The 21,321-nt window shown below is 56.8% G+C and carries 19 protein-coding genes; 4 read left to right on the top strand and 15 right to left on the bottom strand.

From position 1 onward, the window contains the following. Positions 1-539: 539 nt before the first annotated feature. From QMZ18_RS28105 to QMZ18_RS28120, 4 genes are all read right to left on the bottom strand, one after another. Positions 540-1,376: a flagellin gene (locus QMZ18_RS28105; RefSeq protein ID WP_282609717.1), complete on the bottom strand. Its 837-nt coding sequence runs from the start codon at positions 1,374-1,376 to the stop codon at positions 540-542. Between the two features lie 418 nt (positions 1,377-1,794). Further along, positions 1,795-2,634 (bottom strand): flagellin, encoded by an 840-nt coding sequence (locus QMZ18_RS28110; RefSeq protein ID WP_282609718.1) that lies wholly within the window; start codon positions 2,632-2,634, stop codon positions 1,795-1,797. A 517-nt stretch (positions 2,635-3,151) separates the two neighbouring features. Next, entirely contained in the window at positions 3,152-3,982 is an 831-nt protein-coding gene (locus QMZ18_RS28115) for a flagellin (protein WP_282609719.1), read from the bottom strand. 358 nt (positions 3,983-4,340) lie between these two features. Then, the gene (locus tag QMZ18_RS28120) at positions 4,341-5,519 is read right to left on the bottom strand and encodes a DegT/DnrJ/EryC1/StrS aminotransferase family protein (RefSeq protein WP_282609720.1); all 1,179 of its coding nucleotides are present in this window, start codon (positions 5,517-5,519) and stop codon (positions 4,341-4,343) included. 153 nt (positions 5,520-5,672) lie between these two features. On the opposite strand from QMZ18_RS28120, the gene rfbA reads away from it, so the two are divergent. Genes rfbA through QMZ18_RS28135 form a run of 3 tightly spaced genes read left to right on the top strand, consistent with a single transcriptional unit; the run spans position 5,673 to position 8,637 of the window. Continuing rightward, positions 5,673-6,569 carry a glucose-1-phosphate thymidylyltransferase RfbA gene (rfbA, locus tag QMZ18_RS28125; protein WP_282609721.1) on the top strand — a complete coding sequence of 299 codons (897 nt, stop codon included), beginning with the start codon at positions 5,673-5,675 and terminating at the stop codon, positions 6,567-6,569. Continuing rightward, a complete protein-coding gene (locus QMZ18_RS28130) occupies positions 6,566-7,249 on the top strand; it encodes a class I SAM-dependent methyltransferase (RefSeq protein WP_282609722.1) in 684 nt (227 codons plus the stop codon). Before rfbA ends, QMZ18_RS28130 begins: the two co-directional genes overlap by 4 nt. After that, positions 7,246-8,637, top strand: coding sequence for a hypothetical protein (locus QMZ18_RS28135; protein WP_282609723.1), 1,392 nt, complete (start codon positions 7,246-7,248; stop codon positions 8,635-8,637). The genes QMZ18_RS28130 and QMZ18_RS28135 overlap by 4 nt, the downstream gene beginning before the upstream one ends. Before the next feature lie 68 nt (positions 8,638-8,705). On the opposite strand, the gene QMZ18_RS28140 is transcribed toward QMZ18_RS28135, so the two are convergent. The 5 genes from QMZ18_RS28140 to QMZ18_RS28160 all read right to left on the bottom strand — a co-directional run bounded on the left by QMZ18_RS28140 (position 8,706) and on the right by QMZ18_RS28160 (position 14,322). Then, on the bottom strand, positions 8,706-9,632 hold the full coding sequence (locus QMZ18_RS28140; RefSeq protein ID WP_282609724.1) for a polysaccharide deacetylase: 927 nt from the start codon (positions 9,630-9,632) through the stop codon (positions 8,706-8,708). A 31-nt stretch (positions 9,633-9,663) separates the two neighbouring features. Beyond that, a complete protein-coding gene (locus QMZ18_RS28145) occupies positions 9,664-10,605 on the bottom strand; it encodes an ABC transporter permease (protein WP_282609725.1) in 942 nt (313 codons plus the stop codon). A 31-nt stretch (positions 10,606-10,636) separates the two neighbouring features. Beyond that, positions 10,637-11,719, bottom strand: coding sequence for an ABC transporter permease (locus QMZ18_RS28150; protein WP_282609726.1), 1,083 nt, complete (start codon positions 11,717-11,719; stop codon positions 10,637-10,639). Continuing rightward, positions 11,713-13,233 (bottom strand): ABC transporter ATP-binding protein, encoded by a 1,521-nt coding sequence (locus QMZ18_RS28155; RefSeq protein ID WP_282609727.1) that lies wholly within the window; start codon positions 13,231-13,233, stop codon positions 11,713-11,715. Before QMZ18_RS28155 ends, QMZ18_RS28150 begins: the two co-directional genes overlap by 7 nt. A gap of 108 nt (positions 13,234-13,341) precedes the next feature. Beyond that, positions 13,342-14,322: a BMP family protein gene (locus tag QMZ18_RS28160; protein ID WP_282609728.1), complete on the bottom strand. Its 981-nt coding sequence runs from the start codon at positions 14,320-14,322 to the stop codon at positions 13,342-13,344. Positions 14,323-14,537: 215 nt separating this feature from the next. On the opposite strand from QMZ18_RS28160, the gene QMZ18_RS28165 reads away from it, so the two are divergent. Continuing rightward, entirely contained in the window at positions 14,538-15,155 is a 618-nt protein-coding gene (locus QMZ18_RS28165; RefSeq protein ID WP_282609729.1) for a TetR/AcrR family transcriptional regulator, read from the top strand. Positions 15,156-15,376: 221 nt separating this feature from the next. Here QMZ18_RS28165 and QMZ18_RS28170 read toward each other — a convergent pair whose 3' ends face one another. The 6 genes from QMZ18_RS28170 to QMZ18_RS28195 form a co-directional block, all read right to left on the bottom strand. Continuing rightward, the gene (locus tag QMZ18_RS28170; RefSeq protein WP_282609730.1) at positions 15,377-16,372 is read right to left on the bottom strand and encodes a GNAT family N-acetyltransferase; all 996 of its coding nucleotides are present in this window, start codon (positions 16,370-16,372) and stop codon (positions 15,377-15,379) included. Beyond that, on the bottom strand, positions 16,372-17,250 hold the full coding sequence (locus QMZ18_RS28175) for a methionyl-tRNA formyltransferase (RefSeq protein WP_282609731.1): 879 nt from the start codon (positions 17,248-17,250) through the stop codon (positions 16,372-16,374). Before QMZ18_RS28175 ends, QMZ18_RS28170 begins: the two co-directional genes overlap by 1 nt. After that, entirely contained in the window at positions 17,247-18,701 is a 1,455-nt protein-coding gene (locus tag QMZ18_RS28180; RefSeq protein WP_282609732.1) for an MBL fold metallo-hydrolase, read from the bottom strand. The genes QMZ18_RS28175 and QMZ18_RS28180 overlap by 4 nt, the downstream gene beginning before the upstream one ends. A 159-nt stretch (positions 18,702-18,860) precedes the next feature. Next, complete coding sequence (locus QMZ18_RS28185; protein WP_282609733.1) at positions 18,861-19,718, bottom strand: phytanoyl-CoA dioxygenase family protein; 858 nt, start codon at positions 19,716-19,718, stop codon at positions 18,861-18,863. After that, entirely contained in the window at positions 19,718-20,512 is a 795-nt protein-coding gene (locus tag QMZ18_RS28190) for a TylF/MycF/NovP-related O-methyltransferase (RefSeq protein WP_282609734.1), read from the bottom strand. The genes QMZ18_RS28185 and QMZ18_RS28190 overlap by 1 nt, the downstream gene beginning before the upstream one ends. Positions 20,513-20,561: 49 nt before the next feature. Then, a complete protein-coding gene (locus tag QMZ18_RS28195) occupies positions 20,562-21,227 on the bottom strand; it encodes a WbqC family protein (RefSeq protein ID WP_282609735.1) in 666 nt (221 codons plus the stop codon). Positions 21,228-21,321: the final 94 nt, after the last annotated feature.

A 21,321-nucleotide genomic window follows, 5' to 3' on the forward strand; every position in this document is an offset into this window, starting at 1 on the left:
ATGCGCGAACCAGAGGCCAGCTTACCGACCGAGGACGAAGCCATAGCTGTGTTGTTGTTCAGAAAACGTGTGGCCGTGTTGGCGGCCGTATTCGTAGCAACTACAGGCATGTTAAAAAAATCCTTCTACTTGAAGTACGCAACCCCTCCTTCCTGGAGAGGTTCAAAAGAGACCGCCTACTTGGCCATCCCAGTGCCTTGAATCCATACAGCGGACACATGGCACCGGAAAGTTACACGCAAATTCAGTGCCATTTTTTCTGAATTTAAAATTTTAAAAAAACTATCTTTTCCAATGATTTACCCAACAGTATCAGCGGGACTAGGCAGTATTTACCCAGGCGCACTAAGAAAAATCTGCCCCGTGCTCCCAAAGTCGGCAAATTTTTCCCTGCCGATAGGCTCAAACCATAAACTGCAAGGCGGTGACTGAAGGTCAGGTTTCCATCTGGGTCAGCGTGAAAACGAAATTGAGCACCCGGAATCAGAAAGGGCGGCGTGAGACGCACGCCGCCCTTCCCTAAAAAGTGTCTACTAAGCCTACTGAAGAACTCGCAGGAGCGACTGCGGGATCTGGTTTGCCTGAGACAAGGCCGAGACTGAGGCTTGGACCAACACCTGCGACGACACCAGTTTGGCTTGTTCAGCCGCGAGGTCGACGTCGGAGATAGCCGATTCAGCGGCCTGGATGTTCTCGGTAGAGGTCGCAATCTGCTGACCGCGGAACTCAAAACGCGAAATGAACGCACCAGCGTTCGCCCGTGCTTCCGAGATCACGTCAATGGCCGTATCAACCTGACCCATTGCCGTGGTCGCATTGGCAGCCGTCGAAACAGATGCCGTCAGAGTCATGGTTGCCGCGGTAAAGTTCGTCACAGTCGCAGACAGTGACTGAAAGCCGACCGTAATAAGGTCGGTAGCATCGGTACCCACGAAGAAAGAAGTCGTTCCCGTTCCGGTACCGTCCAACAGGGAATCACCGTTAAAGCGGGTCGTCGCCGCAATACCGTTGATTTCGTTGATCAGCTCCTGATACTCAGCATCGATGAAAGCACGTTCGTTATCGGTCGGAACACCGGACAGCGAGGCCGCCGCCAGGGCTTTCATCCGCTGCAGAACGTCGCCGACACGTGCCAGGCCGCCGTCGGCAACCTGAACCATCGAAGCACCCTGGGAAGCGTTGATCGAGGCCTGCTGAAGAGCAACAACGTCGGAGTTCAGACGTGAGGCAATCGCCAGACCGGCAGCATCGTCAGAAGCCCGCACAATGCGCGAACCAGAGGCCAGCTTACCGACCGAGGACGAAGCCATAGCTGTGTTGTTGTTCAGAAAACGTGTGGCCGTGTTGGCGGCCGTATTCGTAGCAACTACAGGCATGTTAAAAAAATCCTTCTACTTGAAGTTCGTAACCCCTCCTTCCTGGAGAGGTTCAAAAGAGACCGCCTACTTGGCCATCCCCGGCCCGAATCCAATCATCCTGAACAGACTCTGGGCCTCTCACTAAGAAGCAACAAACATACCAAGGCACTCAAAGCTCTATAACCAATTGATAACGCACATATTAAGCAAATTTTTATACATCAAAACGCGGCATCAAACGGCAAAATTTTCCCGTTTTACCCGGCAAAAACTGCCGCGCGCAGGCACAAAGGGCAAATATTTCCCTGTCTGCCAAGCACGATCACTATGGTTCCCTACCCGCCAATTCTTCGGCGAGAACCAATCCCCTGGAAAGAAAGAGCGGGATGCGCAGTCACGTCCCACTCACAGTGACAGTAACGTTAAGGACCTTCGATTACTGAAGGAGCTGCAGCAAGGTCTGCGGTAACTGGTTCGCCTGGGAGAGCGCCGAGACCGACGCCTGTACAAGCACCTGGGAGGACACCAGTTTGCTCTGCTCTTCGGCCAGATCGACGTCCATGATCGCGGAACGTGCCGCAGCGACATTCTCGAGCGCGGTCGAGATCTGCTGCTCACGGAATTCAAAGCGTGACAGGATCGCACCCACGTTGGCACGTGCTTCGGAGATCACATCGATCGCCGAGTCGACCTGGCCCATCGCTGAAGTCGCATCGACGGTGGTCGCAACGCTGGAGAGGAGACCGAGAGCAGTCGCGCCGAATGTGGTTCCCGCGGTACCGCCGGCCAATGAAGTAAAATCAACGGAAATGAGATCGGCCGGATCTGTGCCGACGAAGTAACTTTGCTGTGTCGCCGTGCCGTCCAGCAGGGAATCACCGTTAAAGCGGGTCGTCGCCGCCATACCGTCGATTTCCGCAAGCAGGCTCTGGAACTCCGCGTCGATGAAGGCGCGCTCCGTATCGGTGGGAACACCGGACAGGGACTGTGCCGCCAGCGCCTTCAATCTCTGCAGAACATCTGCAATACGGGCGAGACCACCGTCGGCGACCGACATGATCGAGCCGCCCTGCGAGGCGTTGATGGCGGACTGCCGCAGTACGGTCACGTCGGAGGTGAGCCGCGTGCCGATCGCCAGACCGGCGGCGTCATCCGACGCCTTCACGATCCGCGAGCCACTCGCCAGCTTCGATACCGAGCTGGTGGACTGGGCGTTATTGTAATTTAGAAACCTTAGGGCCGAATTTGCTGCGGTATTTGTCGTTACTGTCGGCATTCCGCATCTCCTTAGTTCTTCTGCTCGCTTCAGAGCGTTTATCTATGACCGCATGCCGGAGCGTCTGGTCTTCCTGACTCAATGGCACGGCATGGAAATTCCGTCACAAGCAATTGAGCAAACTACGTGCCAAATTTTATCTATTCTTTTTTCTCTTTTGTTTTCTGATAGTTATAGTGTTTTTCTCACGGTTTTCTCTCTGATTTCCAGGTACGGATCCACCTTGTTCCGAGCAAAAAATTCCACCCCCCGGCAAAGACTGCTGCCGGCGGGACAGATTTACCCAGTGGGAGTCTCAAGCACGAAAAGAAGACGCAGGTTGGCTGGAGCGGAACCACTGTTCTGGTTTCGGTCACAGCCCGAATTAGGGAGGAATTTTCGATCCGGACAAGCGGCTGGAGTCTGACCGTTTTTCACTGAGCTAATGAAAAACGGTCACGCTCCAGAACGGCTTTGACGCTAAGAGTGTCTCGGCGTCACACACCGCTCATAGTGACAGTAACATTAGGGGCTCTGATTACTGAAGGAGCTGTAGTAGAGCCTGCGGTAGCTGGTTCGCCTGGGAGAGCGCCGAAACTGACGCCTGCACAAGGACCTGAGAGGACACCAGCTTGCTCTGTTCCTCGGCCAGATCTACGTCCATGATCGCAGAACGTGCCGCAGCGACGTTCTCGAGCGCGGTCGAGATCTGCTGCTCACGGAACTCAAAGCGCGACAGGATCGCACCCACGTTGGCCCGAGCTTCGGAGATCAGATCGATCGACAAGTCGACCGCCGTCATGGCAGAGGTAGCAAGGACAGTCGTCGATACGCTTTCACCGGCGAGCGAGATACCGCCAGTGGTATAGTTGGCCGCACCGAATCCCGTGAAATCAACGGCAATCACATCAGCCGGATCTGTACCGACGAAATAGCTTTGCTGTGTCGTCGTGCCGTCCAGCAGGGAATCACCGTTAAAGCGGGTCGTCGCCGCCATGCCGTCGATTTCCGCAAGCAGGCTCTGGAACTCTGCATCGATAAAGGCGCGCTCCGTATCTGTGGGAACACCGGACAGGGACTGTGCCGCCAGTGCCTTCAGCCTTTGCAGAACGTCTGCAATACGGGCGAGACCACCATCGGCGACCGACATGATCGAGCCGCCCTGCGAGGCGTTGATCGCGGACTGCCGCAGCACCGTCACGTCAGAGTTGAGCCGCGTGCCGATCGCAAGACCGGCAGCGTCGTCCGACGCCTTCACGATCCGCGAGCCACTCGCCAGCTTCGATACCGAGCTGGTGGACTGGGCATTGTTGTAATTTAGAAACCTTAGGGCCGAATTTGCTGCGGTATTTGTCGTTACTGTCGGCATTCCGCATCTCCTTAGTTCATCTGCTCGCTTCAGAGCGTTTATCTATGACCGCATGCCGGAGCGTCTGGTCTTCCTGACTCAATGGCACGGCATGGAAATTCCGTCACAAGCAATTGAGCAAACTACGTGCCAAATTTTATCTATTCTATTTTTTATTTTAATATCAATATCTTACTTATCGTTTTTTCGAAATGCCGACACCGAAACGACGAAACGCTGTTGCCGCTTTCTCAGCAAAAACTTCCATCACCCGGCAAAGACTGCCGCCGTGTGGACAGATCTTCCCGGTAATCAATGGAGACGTCTCGAAGGTCTGAAAGCACGGAGCGCCTAAGATCGAACTTCTTTAGCAAACGGCTCATTCCAGGCACTCGGCGAGCGCAGCCCGGACCCGAAGAATTTCGTCTCGTGTCATGCCAACGTAGAATGGCAGGCCGATAACGGAGTCGACCAAGCCTTCGGTCACTGGAAGGTCGCTCTGCGGATAACTGGAAAATGCCGGTGCTGCATGGCAACCGTCGCCCCACCATCGACGCGCCTGGATGCCACGTTGATCAAGTTCAAATATCAGGGATGTTGCTCTGGCACGGCGGATCGAGAAGTTGATTGTTGCGGACACCCAGTCTTCGCACCCGCCTGGTTGCGGCTGTAAAGCGGGCAAATCGGCCAAGGCATCCAGATAAGCATCCCGAACCTCCAGGAAGCGCTGTCGTGTCGCAGACCAGCTGTCCAGCCCCGCTAACCCGACAGCAGCGCTGTATTCGCTGAATTTGCCGTTGATTCCTGGCAGCAGCGCGGATCGGCCGGCAGCCTTACGCTCTAAAGACATGGGAAAGCCGAAGTTTGAGAGGCTGTGAACCTCGGAAATCAGTGCCTTATTGGTAGATAGAACAGCGCCGCCCTCGCCAACCCCAAAGACCTTGGTCCCGTGCAGACTAAGAATAACCGGCGCCTGCCCCACCTCGGCACCGTCAAAGCTGGCGGCACCGTCGATCACCACCGGGATTGACGTTTCGAGAGACAATTCGTCCCAGGCACTCACCGCGACCGGACGCCCAAAGACCGAAACGGGCATAATGGCCGCAACCCGCCCGGGGGCACTCTTTAGATAATCTTTCGCCCGGCCAGGCTCCAAGGCCCAGGTCAAAGGATCGACATCAACGAACCAAGGCACGAGACCGGCAGCAAGCACTGCAGAGGCAGAGGCGGTAAAGGTGAAGGCCGGAAGCATGCAAAGATCGCCGGGCAGAGGCGCCAGGGCTTTTAACGCCAATATCAGACCGACCGTGCCGTTTGAGACGGCGGCAACACAGCCGGTATCGTCCGTGAAGTGGGCGGACAGGCGATCCTCGAAACGGCAAGCCAGCGGACCAAAGTTGGAATACCAGTGATTGGCATCGATTTCCGACAGATAGGGGAAAATCTCCTCTGCCGCCGGCAGACGCGGCCGCATGACGGGAACAGGAGCAACCGCCGTATCGTTCGCGGCAGGCGTGGGGCGGCTGTTGAAGCTGCGTTCGTTTAGAATCTGCGACAAGTGAATCTCACGGCTGGCTGTTCATCCCGCAACGAAGAGACTGAATTTCCTCGTCTTTAAGACAGTATTAAGCAGTAACGTTAATAATTGTACACGACGAAAAACAACGGTTTGTTAACGCGTTCAGGCAAACAGCGGCGATCATGAGCAGACATGACAGAGATCGATAAAACCAACCGCAAGGGGATCGTTCTTGCCGGGGGCTCAGGCACGCGGCTGCATCCGTTGACCGTTTCCGTCAGCAAGCAGTTGTTGCCTGTCTACGACAAACCGATGATCTACTATCCGATTTCCAACCTCATGCTCGCCGGGATCAATGAGGTGCTGATCATCACCGCCCCGGATCAGGAGCATTTGTTCCGCAACCTGCTTGGCGACGGCACTCAGCTCGGCATGCAGTTCGACTACGCAGTACAGGAAAAGCCGGAAGGCGTACCGGAAGCCTTCGTGATCGGCGCGGACTTTATCGGTGACGATCCGGTCACGCTCATCCTGGGCGACAATATCTTCTATGGGCAGGGACTGGTGCAGCAGTTGCGCCACGCCGTCCGCTCGGACCGGGGCGCCACAATCTTCGCTTACATCGTCAGCGACCCGCAACGCTACGGTGTCGTGACCTTCGATGATACCGGCAAACCCGTTGAGATAGCCGAGAAACCTAAACGTCCGCGTTCCGACTATGCAGTGACGGGGTTGTACTTTTTCGACAACGACGTGGTGGAGATCGCGCAAAGCCTCAAGCCCTCCAAGCGCGGTGAAACAGAAATCATCGACGTGGTGCGCGCCTATATGACGCGGGGTGACCTATCAGTCGAACGCATGGGCCGCGGCATCGCCTGGCTTGACGTCGGAACCCATCAGGCCCTCGCCGAAGCCGCCGCCTACGTACAGGCGGTCGACCATCGCCAGGGCTTTAAGATTGCCTGTATCGAAGAAATCGCCTGGCGCCAGCAATGGATTGACGATGCACAGCTAAAGTCGCTTTCGGCCCACTACGGCAATTCGCCTTACGGCGAGTATCTCGCCGGCCTGTTGGAGAGCCGCCTGTGACCAAAGCGCGCCCAAACGGCGTTAAGGACACCGGAGTGAACGGCACGGCGCGCTACCGGCAGCTCGTTGATCACTACGAAAGCTGTTTCCTCGAACATGGTCCGACAGCCCTTGGAGTTGACTGGCCCGATGAAGGGGATCTGGCTGTTCGCTTCGATGTGATGACCGATCTCATTCGTCCCACCGGAAAGAGTATCAAGCTGCTGGACCTGGGCTGCGGCCCTGGCTTGCTGCTCGATCACCTTGCGGTCAATCCATTAACAGTGCCGATCGATTATCTGGGCATCGATCTGTCGGGAAAGATGATCTCCGCCGCAAGGCAGCGGCATGCCGACCGAAGTTTTGAGGTCCGGGATCTTCTGACCGATCCACTGGCCGAACAGTCGGTGGACTACGTGATCATGAACGGGCTGCTGACCGAAAAGCGTGAGCTCTCCCAGGGTGAAATGGTGACCTTTGCAAGAGAGATCATCGCCGCCGCCTATCGGGCCGCAAGAATAGGCATCGCCTTCAATGTCATGTCGACCCAGGTCGACTGGATGCGTGACGACCTGTTCCACTGGGCCTGCGACGATGTCCTCGAATTCGTGACCGGAGATCTCAGCCGGCATGCGGTTATCCGCGCCGATTACGGCCTCTACGAATACACCACCTACCTCTACAGAACGGCAAACAGATGAAGCACTATGACCTTGTAATTGTCGGCGGATCGGTCGGCTGTCTGGTGGCCGCGGTGCAATCAGCCCGCACCGGCAAGCGCGTCAAGCTCTTCCTGCCAGAACGGGGCGTCGGCAGTGGCTTCGGTGCACGCCCGTTTAAAGGCAGACGGCTCGACATCGGCACCCGCGTCTTCGATCTCAACGCCCCCCCAAAGTCATCGTCCCCCGCTTCAAGTCTCGACAAGTACCGGGGAAACGAAGACTTCCGCCTGTTCATGCCGCACATTCGCGCCTTCGTGGAGGAACTGTTGCAGGGTGCTGTGGAAGATCTGCCACCTGCCCAACTTTCCTACGGTGGAAAACTGGTTCCGGAGTTTTTGGCTAGCCTCGACCTTTCCAGTCTGCCGCAACTCCTCAATCAGCATCAGATCGCACAGGTTCGCGAAGAAACTGCAGAGATCCTTGTACATGAGCTCAATGGTACGCCGGTCTTGGGACGGTCCAGTGAACTCAACTTTGCTGGATTGGGCTATCAACTGCTCTCTCTCGCCAACCATGGCAAAAGCTTCCACGACCTCTTCATCGCGCCCTACAGCGCCAAGATATATCCGGAGAACTGGCAGGAAGTTCCCGCCGATCTGCGTCACAAAATCTGGTCGCCGATTTTCTATCCAAAGACACTGAACCAGGCCTGCGACGGCAGGCTTGAACGCGGCCGCGAAACTCTAACTTTCTCGACAGTCAGGGACGGCGATTTCGGTGTCTTCGTGGATCGGCTGATGACACGGATTGAGGCCGCGCCCGACATCGAGCTGGATCGCTTCAGCAAGTTTTTAGGACTGGCGCCGGAGGCCGGCGGCCACAGCCTCTCATTCGAAGGTCAGGAGATACCGGCCCGCGTTTCGGGACAATTGGTTCTCGGCCTCTCGGTTGCCGACATCGTCGCGCTCAATGGTCATTCCGCGGAAATCGACATGCTGAGTTTGGGTGTCGCCTGGGCCGAAGTATCTGAAAGCGACATCAACAGCGCAGCCAGCTACGTCACCGTCCACGATCCGGACAACCCTGCCTACCGCCTCTCCTTCGGCGGCAGCGGCGCGCCCTCCGGCAAGCGGATCGCGAACGTCGAACTGAGTTGCAGAGTCCCGCGAGAAGACTACGAAACAGCTGTGCGTTTCGCCTTGGAACAAAGCGGCATTCTGCGCGAAGGCGCGGCGATCGAGATGCTTGACGGAATTGCCGGCGTGCGCATTCCCGCCCCCACCCAGCGAAACCGGCTCAGCCTGGAGCAGGCCAAGCAGAGATTGTCAGACAACGGAGTTGAAGCCGACTACATCGGCACTGCGAGAGACATGTCACGCGACATTCTGAACCAGCACATTCTGCAAGGCTTGGCATTGGCAACCTGAAGCAGCAACAGCAGGCAATCCATTTCACAAGCCTTATCCGGAAGGTTCATCCCTTTTGGATGAGGCTGCTATGCACGAACCCGCGAATGGTCGGCAAATCCATCTTTGCCAACTTGGACTGGTCCCGAGTAATACGGAAGGGTATCGATACGCGGTTCATAAGTGCCGTCTTCGGCGACGGTCCGAACGTGTTCCGCGATTTCTTCCATGGTCGCGAACCAGACGCCGCCTTTGTCGACCATGTATTGAATCAGCTTTTCAACCTCGCGCCAGCGAGCGAGACGGCCGCTAACAAACGGATGCCAAACCGGCACCCAAAGCCCGCCGTACTCCCACATGGCGTCGAACTCCTCGCGGAAGCACTTCATGGCTTCTGACGGCGCCTTGATCGGCATGTTGAAGTCGATGTCAGGCATGTGGACGTAGGGTGGCCAGTCGTCCATACCCCAATGGCTGGGCAACTCAACCAGATCGCCGCGTTCACACCTGAGCAGATATGGCTGGTCGTCGCCCATCAGCGATGCGTCATAGAGAAATCCCTCCTCTGCCATCAGTTCGACGGTTTGCTCCGACATGTTGTAGAGGGGCGCACGAAATCCTCGCGGTCGCTGCCCCGTGTGTTTCTCGATGACATCAATGCTGCGCCTGAACCAGTAAGCTTCCTCTTCGCCAGATAATTCGTTCGGGTGTTCGTGGATGTAACCGTGGTGCGCGACTTCATGATCATCCGCAACCATTGCCTCGACGGCGCGCGGGTATTGCTCGACACACCAGGCCGGCACGAAAAATGTCTGTTTCAGACCGAATTCGCGGTAGGTGTCCAAAATACGGGGAACGCCGATTTCAGGGCCATAGCGCAGCGTCGAAATTGCAGACAGCCGCCGGTAGGAATCCTTCGGGTGGGCAAGATGCAGGATGCTGTCTGCATCCATATCGAAAGTGAAGGCAACCGCGCAGCGCGCGCCATTGGGCCAGGGAACGGGTTTCTTGATCATGTTTCTTTCCTGTACTCCTATGGCCGAGCGGTTATTTAGCGCCGCGCACGAACTTGACACCGATAGCGGCCGGCGGACGGACCTTGCCCGACAGCAGGACAAGGGCGAGGATCGACGCCAGATAAGGCGCCATTGAGAAGATCTGGTAAGGCACGTCGGGGCTATTGAACTGAAGACGCAACTGGAGCGCATCGAAGAGCCCGAACAGAAGCGCCGCCAGTAACGCACCGACTGGATTCCAACGGCCCAGGATAAGGGCCGAAAGCGCGATGAAGCCCTTACCCGCGCTCATATGCTCCGTGAACACAAACACCTGCGAAAGCACAATGTAGGCGCCGCCCAGGCCGGCCAGCATGCAACTGGCGACAACGGCGTAGTACCGCGTTGCCTGAACATTGATCCCGGCCGTATCGGCGGCACGCGGATACTGACCAATGGCGCGGATGTTGAGGCCCCAAGGAGTCCGAAACAAGATCCACCACGCGGCGGGAACCATCAAATACATCATATAAACAAGCAGATCCTGGTTAAACAAAACCGGCCCAAGCACGGGGATGAGCGCCAATCCCGGGATGGCGATGGGGTGAAAGCCGACCAGGGTCATGGTCGTCGCTTCACCGCCGAACAGGAAGCGCGCCAGGAACGAAGTGAGCCCAAGCATCAGGATATTGATCGCAATGCCGGCAACGATCTGATTGATGCCGAGGCTGACTCCGAGCACGGCCAAGATCAGACCGGCGCCGCCGGCACACAACATAGCAACGATCAAACCACCGAAAGGCGAACCCGTGTAGAAAGCACCGACGGCCGCGCCGAAAGCGCCGCCCAGGATGCATCCCTCAAGCGAAATATTAAAGACACCGGCCTTTTCCGAAATCACGCCTCCAACGGCCGCGAAGATGATAGGTATCGACAACCGCAAGGTCGTTGCCAGGAAGTCAGTGAGTTGTGATAGGTCAAATATGAAGTCCACGACGCTGTCTCCGGCTCCGGCTTAGTTCGTTTCAGGTTTTCTGTTCGAGCGTTTGGTGGAGCGCCTTGCGGCTGTCCAGGACCCGGCGCCAGTAAGTCCGGTCGAAGCGGAACGCCAGGCTCGCCGCGACGAAGATAATGACCAGCCCCTGAATGGCATCGATCACAGTGCTTTCCAGACCAGTCGCGCGCTGCATGATGTGCGCACCCGCCTTCAGACCGCTGAGGAACAGCGCCGAGAGCGGCACCAGGACCGGGTTGAGGCCGGCAAGGAACGCGACGACGATGCCGTCATACCCGTATCCGGGGCTGAACATATGGTAGAGACGGTACTTGAGCCCGATCACTTCAAAAGTGCCGGCAAGCCCGGCGATCGCGCCAGCGACGAACATGCTGACGAGAATCTGACGCTTGACGTTGATACCGGCATAACGCGCGGCGGTCAGGTTCTTGCCGACGGTATCCAGCGCAAAACCGATCGTCGTGTACCGCATTGCGACCCAGACGACGAAGGCAAGAAAGATGCCGACCAAGACACCGGCATGTGCGTCGGTGCCGTCCATAATCCAGGGGAGCCAAAGATGTTCGGCGATTTCTGGTGAGTATGGGTAGGGCGCGCCCTCCTGCATCATCGGGCCGCCGGCAAAGAAACTCACAAGATTGATACCGACATAATTCATCAGGATCGTGACGATGACCTCGTTGATGCCGTGATACGCCTTCAGATAACCCGGAATGAAACCCCACAGGCCGCCGCCCATGGCACCGGCGACAACGACGATCGAAATATGGATGAAAGCCGGCATTTCCGGCAGATAGAGCGCCGCCATCGATGCCGTAAGGGCACCGATATAGATCTGGCCCTCGGCGCCGATATTGAACAGGCCGGCGCGAAGCGGAATGACCACGGCGAGACCGGCCAGAAGGATCGGCGACATCTTGACCAGCGTGCTGGCGACTCCGTAGTAATCGAAGAAGGCGCCACTGAAGAGTTCCCTGTACGCGGTCCAGGCGCTGACTTCTGTCATCGAGATCAACAACGCGCCGACGAGCAGAGCGGCGAGGACCGCCCACAGAGAGCGGAATAGGTACAGCGTCTCGACAAACTTCAGCATGTCGACGCCTCCCTGATGCCGGCGATCAACATGCCCATGCGTTCGGGTGTTGCCTCCTCCGGGGTAACCACACCTGAGATCTCGCCATCGCACATGACGCAGATCCGGTCACAGACCGCGAGAATATCGTCGAGCTCGGTCGAGATGTAGAGAACCGCCTTGCCTGCTCTCTTCTGACCCAGAATCGTGTTCTGGACGGCCTCAATCGCGCCGATGTCCAACCCCTTGCAAGGCTGCATCACCACCAGAATATCCGGATCACTTTCGACCTCACGGGCAAACACCAGCTTTTGCTGATTGCCGCCTGAGAGGAACCGGGTCTGTTGATAGATCGACTGCAATCGAATGTCGTAGTCTTCCACCCACTTCTCAGCGATGCTATCGACGACCGATGACTTGATAAGCGTGTTTTCGGAAAAGGGTCGTTCGCTGAAGTCTCGCAGCATGCAGTTCTTGGAAACGGAAAAATCGAGAACCAGTCCGGTTCCGTGCCGGTCTTCCGGCACATAACCGATGCAATGCTTGTGACGGCGTTCGTGAACACTCGTCTCCGACACATCAATGCCATCCACACGAACGGAGCCGCTTTCTAGCTGCCGCATTCCAGTAGCGATCTCGGCGAGTTCCACCTGACCGTTCCCGTCGACACCGGCGATGCCGATAACCTCGCCGCGACGTACCGAAAGGTTCACCCCTTTCAGCGCCGGAAGACCACGGTCATTGATAGCAACCGCGTTTTCAAATTCGAGCGCGATGCCACCGGGCTCGATGTCGGGTTTCTCAAGTTCCATCACCACGTCGCGCCCGACCATCATGCGCGCCATTTCCCGGGTATCAGTGTGTTCGATATCTGTATTGCCGGTCACCTTGCCGTGGCGCATGACGGTGATCCGGTCTCCGACATGGGCGACTTCATCCAATTTGTGGGTAATGAAGACGATGGTCTTGCCGGCTGCCCGCAAGCGATCGAGCCCGGCCAGAAAAGCTTCAATTTCGTTTGGCGCCAGGACACTGGTCGGCTCATCAAGGATCAGCAAATCCACATCGCGATAGAGAACCTTGAGAATTTCGACCCGTTGGCGCATGCCCATGGGCAGCTTCCAGATTTCGGCGCGCGGATCGACTTCGAAATCGAACTCACGGCTTAGCTCGGCAATCCGTTCCTCGTGTTCCTTCAGGCTGATCGAAAGGCCGACACCTTCGAGTCCGAGGATGACGTTTTCGGTTACAGTCAAGGTATCCACGAGCATGAGATGCTGGTGGATCATGCCTATCCCCATGTGCAGCGCTTCGCGCGGATTGGGAATAACGGCCTCGTTGCCATTCAGGAAGATCCGGCCGCCATCCGGCTGGTAGAGACCGTAGATGATATTCATCAGGGTCGTTTTGCCGGCACCGTTCTCGCCAAGGATCGCGTGGATCGAAGCCTTGGCGATGTCCATGTCAACGCTGTCCAATGCCTTGAAATCACCGAACTTCTTGGTGATGCTTTGGAGACTGAGGTACGTATTCACGACTGTTCCAATCCTGTGATCTCACCGAGATTGAGCCGGGACTAAATTTTCGAGTCTTAGAAAAAGAGTGGGAGCGTTATTTGGATCGACGCCCCCACAACGCAGGAGTCAGGGAGTCATTTCTCCGGACTTGATCTTGGCGACGACGGATTCTACGTCGGCCTGCACTTCTGCGGGGACGGAGTCGTGGAATGAGCCAAGACGAAATGCACGCGGCGTTTCGAAACCGTACTTATAGGCCTTGCCCTCGAGCTTGCCGTTCTTGGCCGTCTCCAGAATCGTGCCCAAGGCACCACGCATGTCGAGGACGGCTGACTGGACAACGGTATCGGGCCAATCGACGACGGCATCGTAATAAATGCCGAAACCCTTTTGCCCCTTTTCCTTGACCGCCTGAAGGCTGCCGATAACGCCGTTGTCCATGGTCGGGAAGATGACGTCAGCGCCCTGGCTTATGAGGTTCAGAGCCGCTTCCTTACCCTTGGCGATATCGTCCCAATCGTTGGTCCAAGCGCTCTTGGCCGTGCCGTCTGGACGGGCCGCCTTGAAGCCGGCATCGAAACCTTCCCCAAGTTCGACGTAGGCCTTGATCTTTTGCGCCCCGACAAACCCACCGATACCGCTCTTGGACAACTTGCCACCCGTGTAACCGATCACGTAACCCATGCTCTTCATGTCGAAGACCATGGTGGCGACGTTGTCCTTCGGCTCGGTGCCGTTTACGACGATGAACATCGTGTCCTTGTGGCGGCGGGCGACCCGGTTGACTGATTCCTGAAATTCACCACCGTGGCCGATTACGACGTTGTAGCCGCGACGGGCATAGTCCGACAGCGCTTCGGGCTGGTCAGGCTGCGGCACCTTCTCGCTATGGGCCATCGGGAAGCCGAGGTCCTCCGACGCCTTTTTGACCCCCTCATAACCGGCTTGGTTAAAGGACTTGTCAGTCACCACGCCGGGTAACACGATCGCCACCTTGAATTCCTCGGCGTGAGCCGCGCCCACTACTGCACCGGCAATCGCGGAAATGCCGATAACGGCACAGCCCGTCAAAATTGATAGTTTCTTTAAGAAAGCTCTCCGTTTCATGTCGCCCTCCCTTGGCTGCATTAACCGGAACCCCTGTTCCATGTCTTAATCGACTTGAAAATTGAGTGAACAGGATGTTCCTAGGTTTGTTTCTGAAATAAATTATAGTCGATAAAAATTTTTATTCTATAAATTTTTTTATTCAGACAAAGAATGCTTTCACCCCGGTCTATGAGTAGCTATCTTCCAAAGCAGCGCGGCAAAGGGCGAGGAAGATGACGGGCCTTCGGGAGAAACAAAAAGAACAGCGCCAAAAGCGAATTCTCGAGGCGGCAAGGCAATTGATCCGCGAGAACGATTATCAGACCGTGAAGGTGGAGGCCATTGCCGCCGAAGCCGATTTGTCCGCCGTCACTGTTTTCAATTACTTCGGATCTAAAGGCGGTATCCTACTGGCTCTATTGGCGGAAAGTGATCGGCATCTTGTAGAAAAAATCGACCGCCTTGTGGAGAGCGACTTCGCCACAGCGTTCGAGGCCGTTGAAACCTATTCCAGAACCATATTCGACCATGCCTTTTCCTTTTTGGATCGACGCACCTGGGCACACGTGCATTCGATCTCGATTTTGGAGGCCGCTTCATCCTTCGGACGCGGCTTCATGGCATTAGAACAGGAACTGATACGCCTTCTTTTTCTTCTTCTCGAACGCCAGAAAACCGGAAGCCTCATTGTTCCTGACTGTGAGACAATGATCGCCGCACAGGTCCTCTACAACGTACACAACGCACGATTCATTCAATTCGCCTCTGATACGACGATCGAACGGGAAATAATGGACAAGTTGGTCAGCAGAGACCTGAAATTCATCTTGGATAAAATTCGAACAACGTAAGAGCGGCCGCTTGGAAAAAGCAAAGTTGCTGCGAACAACGCTGGACGACCTTGACCGTGGTGTCGCTAAACGATCGCTAACAGAGAGTTGAAACGGCCCGGTCTTTGAACACAGCCCTCAGCCGTGCAACACCCGGCGGCGGCAAAAATTTGGCATCGAGCAGACGGGACGAGCCAGGCATCCACGTGTCTGCCTACATCGGATCGCCCGTTTCCGCCTCATTACGGTGCGCGATATGCAGGGAAATAGCCGCTGCGGTCGTCCGGGTTCCGGGACTTTTCGGCGCAGAGAGTGTGATAAGTACTTTGATCGTAGATCTGCTTCAGGCAGGTGGTTGATGTGAGTGTCGCGCCGAAGCGGCGTTTGAATTCTCCGACCCCATCGCCTTCGCGAATGGCACCCCCCAGGTTGACCCAGTCGGCACCGCGCCGTCTGGCTTCACGCAGGCCGCACCAGATCAGGCCGACAGAGTGATCGCGGGCGTCTTCGGTGGCGGCGAAGAAAAGATAATCTGCACAGGGGGGCGTGGCTGCGACCATCGAGACGGCTTCGATTTCTCCGGCGTCGTTCCGGGCACCAAAGAGCACCACATCATCCAGTTCCGCCATACGCCTAAGTGCATCGTCGCCGAAAAAGTAAACCGAGGCCGCTCCCAAGCGAGACATATGTGGAGGATAGAGCCGCACAAAAGCGTCAACCAGCTCGGCCCGGTCCTCGACCACTTCGACCTCAGCAAGCCAGCGGCGCAAGCTGGGACGGCGGCGCCTGGACATACCGGCGATGATCGCTTCTTCTTCGGGCCGCAGATCGAGTAGATAGACCGGACTTGAGTCAAAACGCTCATCGGCCGCGCCCACATCACTGCAGGCCAGCGAAGGATGCTGTGCAAGATATCCCGCAACATACCCCCGGTGCTTGGAGAATTCCCGCCAGGCAGAATCCAGGCCGTTCAAATCTCCACGGCCGACAAATCCGCCAAAACCATAGGGCGTTGCAATATCCAGATGTCCCTCGACGCTGCGTTCCAGAATTGGGCAGAGTGCCTTGCCGTCGTCGTTCTCAGCGATAAAGAGAAGGCTGGTCACATCGTCACGGCCCCTATCCAGGGCCGCGCGAAACGCTGGGTCATGGGCAATAGAATGGGGCACGTCCTGGAGTTCGGCAGCCCAGAGTTCCGGATCGTCGAGTGTGATGGTTCGGGTGCGCATAGTCGCCATCAGCTCAATCGTTCTCCAACGGAAACCGGCAGATCGGCCTGGCACTTCAACGCCGTGCCGTCTCCGCAGGCCACATCGAACCAGCCTTCTCCGTTACAGGTCAATATCTGACCCGGTACGGCATCCGATACCGGATGACGATCGTTCAGAGAAGCCTGCCTGATTCTGATTTCGCCGCCGTCGGGCCGCTTAGCAAAGGCCGAGGGCAAAGGTGCTGGGAGAGCCCGAATCAGATTAAACAACGACCGTGCGCTGACCGACCAGTCGATCCGGCCATCGTCGGCCGACCGCCGCGGTGCGTAGGAGCCAGGCCCCGTCTGTTGCCGAACCTCGGGCAGTTTGCCCTTTACGGAAAGAAAATCGAAAACCTCCACTGCCAACCGGGCCGAAAGCCGGTCCAGATCCTCGGTCAGGCTCCAAAGATCGTGACGTTCCTCAATCGGGATGGCCTGCGTGGCGAGGATCCCGCCGGTATCCACCCCGGGGTCGATCCGGTGTAGCGTCACACCGGTTTCACGCTCGTCATTGATCAGTGCCCAGGAGACCGGATGGACACCGCGATAGGCGGGCAGCAGAGAAGAATGAACGTTGATCGCACCAAGCCGGGGGGCGTCGAAAACTTCGTGATCAAGCAGATTGAAGCGGCAGACAAGCAGCAAGTCCAGCTCACGCAGGCGCCCGGTCACAGATTTCAGATCACTGCTGGTAACGCATTCAACGCCATGACCACTGCACCAGGCCTGAAGGTCGTGCCGGTCCTGATCAGGCGCCTCGGGCATGCATGCCGCGAAGACCGGGACAAAGCCCCGGTCTTTGAGTGCCGTGAGAACCTCAATGGCTTGAGGCTTACAGCCTGCGAAGGCCCAGCGGGGTGTCACGCCACACGTTTCTTGGCTTTGAACTTCTTCCATTCCCAATCCTGCGGGAAGGTCGCGTACTGCGGCCGGATATGGTCTGTGATATCGGGATGGGATTTCCGGTCAAGCACTGCCTGAATGTTCTTGCTGTCGAGGTCGACATGGTACTCCAGCCAGAACCAGAACCGCCCCATGTCACGGGTGAAGTCGACATGCTGATCCGCCTGCCCTACCCACTGGACGATGTTCCACATTAACTTGCCCTGAAGAATGCCGGCCCAGATGTGCTCCGGCACGTAAAGTGTCTGCTGCACGGGTGCGTCATCAATCCAGTCAAAGGCGAAGCCGTCTTCCGGGTTGGCTTTGAGCACGAAACTGAAGTTCGACTTATCGCCCTCGATGAAAAGGCGGAAGCGTGCCGTGAAATCGATGTAATCCTTGGACATCCACTTCTGGACGACATTGCAACGCCACTGTGTCCTGGCTCTGAGGTCTTCGAGATCGACATCCTGCAGCCAGCTGTTGAGCGCATCGACCTTGGGCTGGAACGTCTCTTTGATCTTGCTGACTTCGCCCAGCATGTCGTCCCAATCGATTTCCGGATGGTTGCGCTTCACGCCACCGCTCATGGTCCAGGTATCCGAAGGATAAAGAACCACCACTTCCGTACCGCTATCAGGATAGTCCTGCTCGATCATTTCCCAGAATAGCTTCAGGGTCGTGCGATTAGCCCAGTTGTTGTGGAAATACTTGTCGTCGAGCCAGCAAAAATCGCCTGCGAAGGGAGCAATGCGCCCGGGCGTCACGAAGTCCATCAGACGGCGCTGGTCGCGGAACGCGACTTTACGTTTCTGCGCAGCTTCGCGCATTTCCGCCTCGTCCATCCGGAAGCAGCCTGGGAACATGGTCACGCCGCCGGACTGGATGAAGCCGATATCCACCTTCGGCCAGCGCGCCTTAATGTCCTTGCAGAGCTCCTCGTCGTTGACGTTGTCGTTCATGTTCAACAAGGTGCAATCGGGGTGCTCGATAACGAAACCGCTGTTTTCCCAATCCTGATCCCGTGTCTTGGCAGAAGGCACGACGGTAAAGGGCGTCACGTCACCGAGTTGGATGGTTTCCCAGGAGTGCAGTTTTTTGATCCTGTGAAAACCGAGTTCGCGCATCACTCGTTCAACGGTCAGCGCGCGCATTCCGGGATGCTCATTGTAGGCGGGTAAAAAGACCTGCACGTCGCGGTCGATGTAATCGATCGACGGGATGTGAAAATGATCTTCGTGGGAGTGCGTGATGTAGAGATAGTCGACGTCACGCGCCACTTCCTCGGGCGGCACGGCGGCCGCTGGGAATTTCCAGGTGCTCAGATTGTAGACCGGCTCGTTCAGGAACCAGGGATCACATAAGAAAGTGCCGAAATCACCGCGTATCTTCAGGGTCGCATGAGAAATAAATTCTACTTCGAGTTCACTCATTGGCTGACTTGCCCTCTTGAGATGGAGTACAGCCGGCTTCCACAGGCCGGCAAGAGAACCGCGGGATCGTTCCGTTGAGCATTAGATAACATTCATAGTTAATAAAGACTTACAGGATTGAACTCTGTACGCCGGTGCTGCCGTTGAACAGCCGTGCCGTCAACCTTTGTCCTCAAGACAACGGTTAACCTGCGCCGGGCGCGGGAAACAGGGATGAATCAGTTTTTCAGGTGCCGCATAGGAAAAAGGATTGAGAAAGGACCGCTCGACGAAGCTGGCTTCGAGCGCGTTGTTGTAGCGGAAGTTCACCGTCAGCCGCGTCGTGTCGGTCGCGTTCGAGCCGGAGCGGTGCACCAGAAAAGACGAGAAGAACAGGACTGAGCCGAGTGGAACCTCGACCTCGACGAAATCTTCGTCGCGCACGGCATCATGACTGAGCGCCAGCGGATAGTCGGCTTCGTCATCGCGGGCGAATGGCAGGAGGCCATCTCGATGGCTGCCCGGTACGACCTGCAGGCGGCCCATTTCAGGCGTGACCTCCACCAACGGCAACCAGGCGACCGCACCATCGAGGCTGCCCTGCATATTCGACCATTCCTGATGGGCCGGCAGACGGTGGTAACGTTCTGTCTTGGCCAGGCGTCTGGAGTGGAACCACATCAAGGGCCGCGCGCAAATCGATGGAAACGCCAGGCCGAGTTCCTTGAGCTGGTCGACGATCGGAGTAGAGGTGCCCAGCCGGTGGAGACTGACAAGATGATTACAAAGCTTTGCAGCGCCGAGATAACCGTCGAAATCGTTCTCGAACAGCCACTGCAGCGTCTCATCAAGGCTACCGGTTCCAGCCTTCCGTTCGGATAACGCCAGACGCGCAGAAAAAACGGCAGCAACATCGTCTCTCAAGGCCGCAAGCTCAGTGCGGTCGATAAGACCCGGCAGGATCACGAAGCCCTGATCGGCGAAGGCTTTCTGTAGAGACGAAGGGCCTGCGGGGCCGTTATCGTGGGCGAACGCCATCACCTCGCCTCATCCTTGATGAAGTAAGCATAGGGCACCGTCGAAAAAGGAAATTTTTTCATCTTTGGCACGCCGCCCTTGTCTGAAAAGTACTCCTCGATCGCCTCGGCTTCACCCTGCCACGGCGGCATACCGAAACCGTTGAAGGCAACGACGCCGCCGGGGATGACCAAGGGATAGAGATGTTTGAGGCCGGCAATGGTCGGTTCGTAAAGGCCGATGTCGAAGTAGAGCAGGCTCAGGCGCGTCCCGAGATTTTCGGATGCAAAGCGCGGGACGGTCTTTGATATCTCGCCATCGATGATGCGACAGCGTTCGACACCGGGCAGAAGGTTATCCTGATTGTGGAGATCGACCAGGCCATGCGCCAGTTCGCCATCGGAAACCATGGTGCCGAGGACACGTTCGACCCAGGGCTGCGCGTCTCCGTCACGCTCTTGGTAAGCGGCATAGCCCTCAAAATGATCGAAGCCGAAAGCCTTACGCGTCCTGTCTCCCGGGCAGAAGGTTTCCAGAAGGTTGGCCCAGGTAAAGAGCCCCGCGCCTCGGAACACCCCAAGCTCGGCAACAGAACCCGGCATATCGGCGATCAGCTTGAACAGTTCGTAATGACCGAGCATACGCGGCAGATCCCGGCGCTGAATGAACGCCGGATAGCTCTTGAGGACATCACGGATCGACAGTCCCGCGCCCGTGATCAGGCTCTCGAGTTTTTCCCAATGGGCGCTGTCCCGTGCGTCGTAGTCGGTCCGGACGTTGCCGCCAACGCGGTCTTCATAGGTTTGATCAGTCATACCAAAGACTTAGCTCACTGAAGCTTATATATGGTTAACAGAATGCCAATTAGGCGGCTTGAGGCAGGCTTTGACGTACGATCTCTGCCGCAAGCTGCTCTGGATCTTCGTGTTGCAACCGGTGCAGAATGCTGCCGAAGTCACCCTCGTAGGGTGCAAGAAAGGTCAGCTCCAGCGACTGCTGTCGGAAGGCCTCTTCCTGGTAGAGGGCCCTGCCCCCCGGCGCATTGACATAAGACAGGCCGCCGAGTTGTTTGACGATCTCAATAATCCGGTCTTGTCCCTTCAACTCATCCGGCAAGTTCAGATCGCTCGATCTGATGAACTCGGACTTCAAGCCAAGCAAGCGGCACGTCATGATGAGTGACTCCGCCAGCCAGGACGCCAGGGATCCCTCGGCGGCATGCAGATGCGCGACCAGGGGAACCGTTTGATCCCGCAGATCCGGAAAGCGTTGGGCTGCCGTCTCAATTCGTGTCCGCGTGTCGTCGGAAAACCGCATAGCAGAAATTGCCGTATCTTGCGGCGCTTTCTCCAAGGGCAAGGTGAACCACTGCTGTTGACCCGCTGCGTCCGGCAATTTATTTCGATGCACCCAGCCGCGCCGCGGGAACTGCACGCAGTCATAGATGACGAAGATGTCGCTCGCGGCGGCCAGCCGGAAGTATCCGGCGTAAGGTGCGAAGTAAGGCTGCATAATCGCAATCCGGGTCAAAACATGCTGTCCCTATTCGAACGCCCAGGTAATCCGAGATTAACCCTTGAACCTCAAGCACCCTGGTCCTCAAGCACCCTGGTCCTCAAGCACC

It is taken from the genome of Pelagibius sp. Alg239-R121 (assembly GCF_947331435.1).
Taxonomy (GTDB): Bacteria; Pseudomonadota; Alphaproteobacteria; order Kiloniellales; family Kiloniellaceae; genus Denitrobaculum.

Coding starts and splice junctions, on each gene's coding strand:
- QMZ18_RS28105 (WP_282609717.1), bottom strand. CDS start 1,376: ATGCCTGTAGTTGCTACGAATACGGCCGCCAACACGGCCACACGTTTT.
- QMZ18_RS28110 (WP_282609718.1), bottom strand. CDS start 2,634: ATGCCGACAGTAACGACAAATACCGCAGCAAATTCGGCCCTAAGGTTT.
- QMZ18_RS28115 (WP_282609719.1), bottom strand. CDS start 3,982: ATGCCGACAGTAACGACAAATACCGCAGCAAATTCGGCCCTAAGGTTT.
- rfbA (WP_282609721.1), top strand. CDS start 5,673: ATGACAGAGATCGATAAAACCAACCGCAAGGGGATCGTTCTTGCCGGG.
- QMZ18_RS28135 (WP_282609723.1), top strand. CDS start 7,246: ATGAAGCACTATGACCTTGTAATTGTCGGCGGATCGGTCGGCTGTCTG.
- QMZ18_RS28140 (WP_282609724.1), bottom strand. CDS start 9,632: ATGATCAAGAAACCCGTTCCCTGGCCCAATGGCGCGCGCTGCGCGGTT.
- QMZ18_RS28150 (WP_282609726.1), bottom strand. CDS start 11,719: ATGCTGAAGTTTGTCGAGACGCTGTACCTATTCCGCTCTCTGTGGGCG.
- QMZ18_RS28160 (WP_282609728.1), bottom strand. CDS start 14,322: ATGAAACGGAGAGCTTTCTTAAAGAAACTATCAATTTTGACGGGCTGT.
- QMZ18_RS28165 (WP_282609729.1), top strand. CDS start 14,538: ATGACGGGCCTTCGGGAGAAACAAAAAGAACAGCGCCAAAAGCGAATT.
- QMZ18_RS28170 (WP_282609730.1), bottom strand. CDS start 16,372: ATGGCGACTATGCGCACCCGAACCATCACACTCGACGATCCGGAACTC.
- QMZ18_RS28180 (WP_282609732.1), bottom strand. CDS start 18,701: ATGAGTGAACTCGAAGTAGAATTTATTTCTCATGCGACCCTGAAGATA.
- QMZ18_RS28185 (WP_282609733.1), bottom strand. CDS start 19,718: ATGGCGTTCGCCCACGATAACGGCCCCGCAGGCCCTTCGTCTCTACAG.
- QMZ18_RS28190 (WP_282609734.1), bottom strand. CDS start 20,512: ATGACTGATCAAACCTATGAAGACCGCGTTGGCGGCAACGTCCGGACC.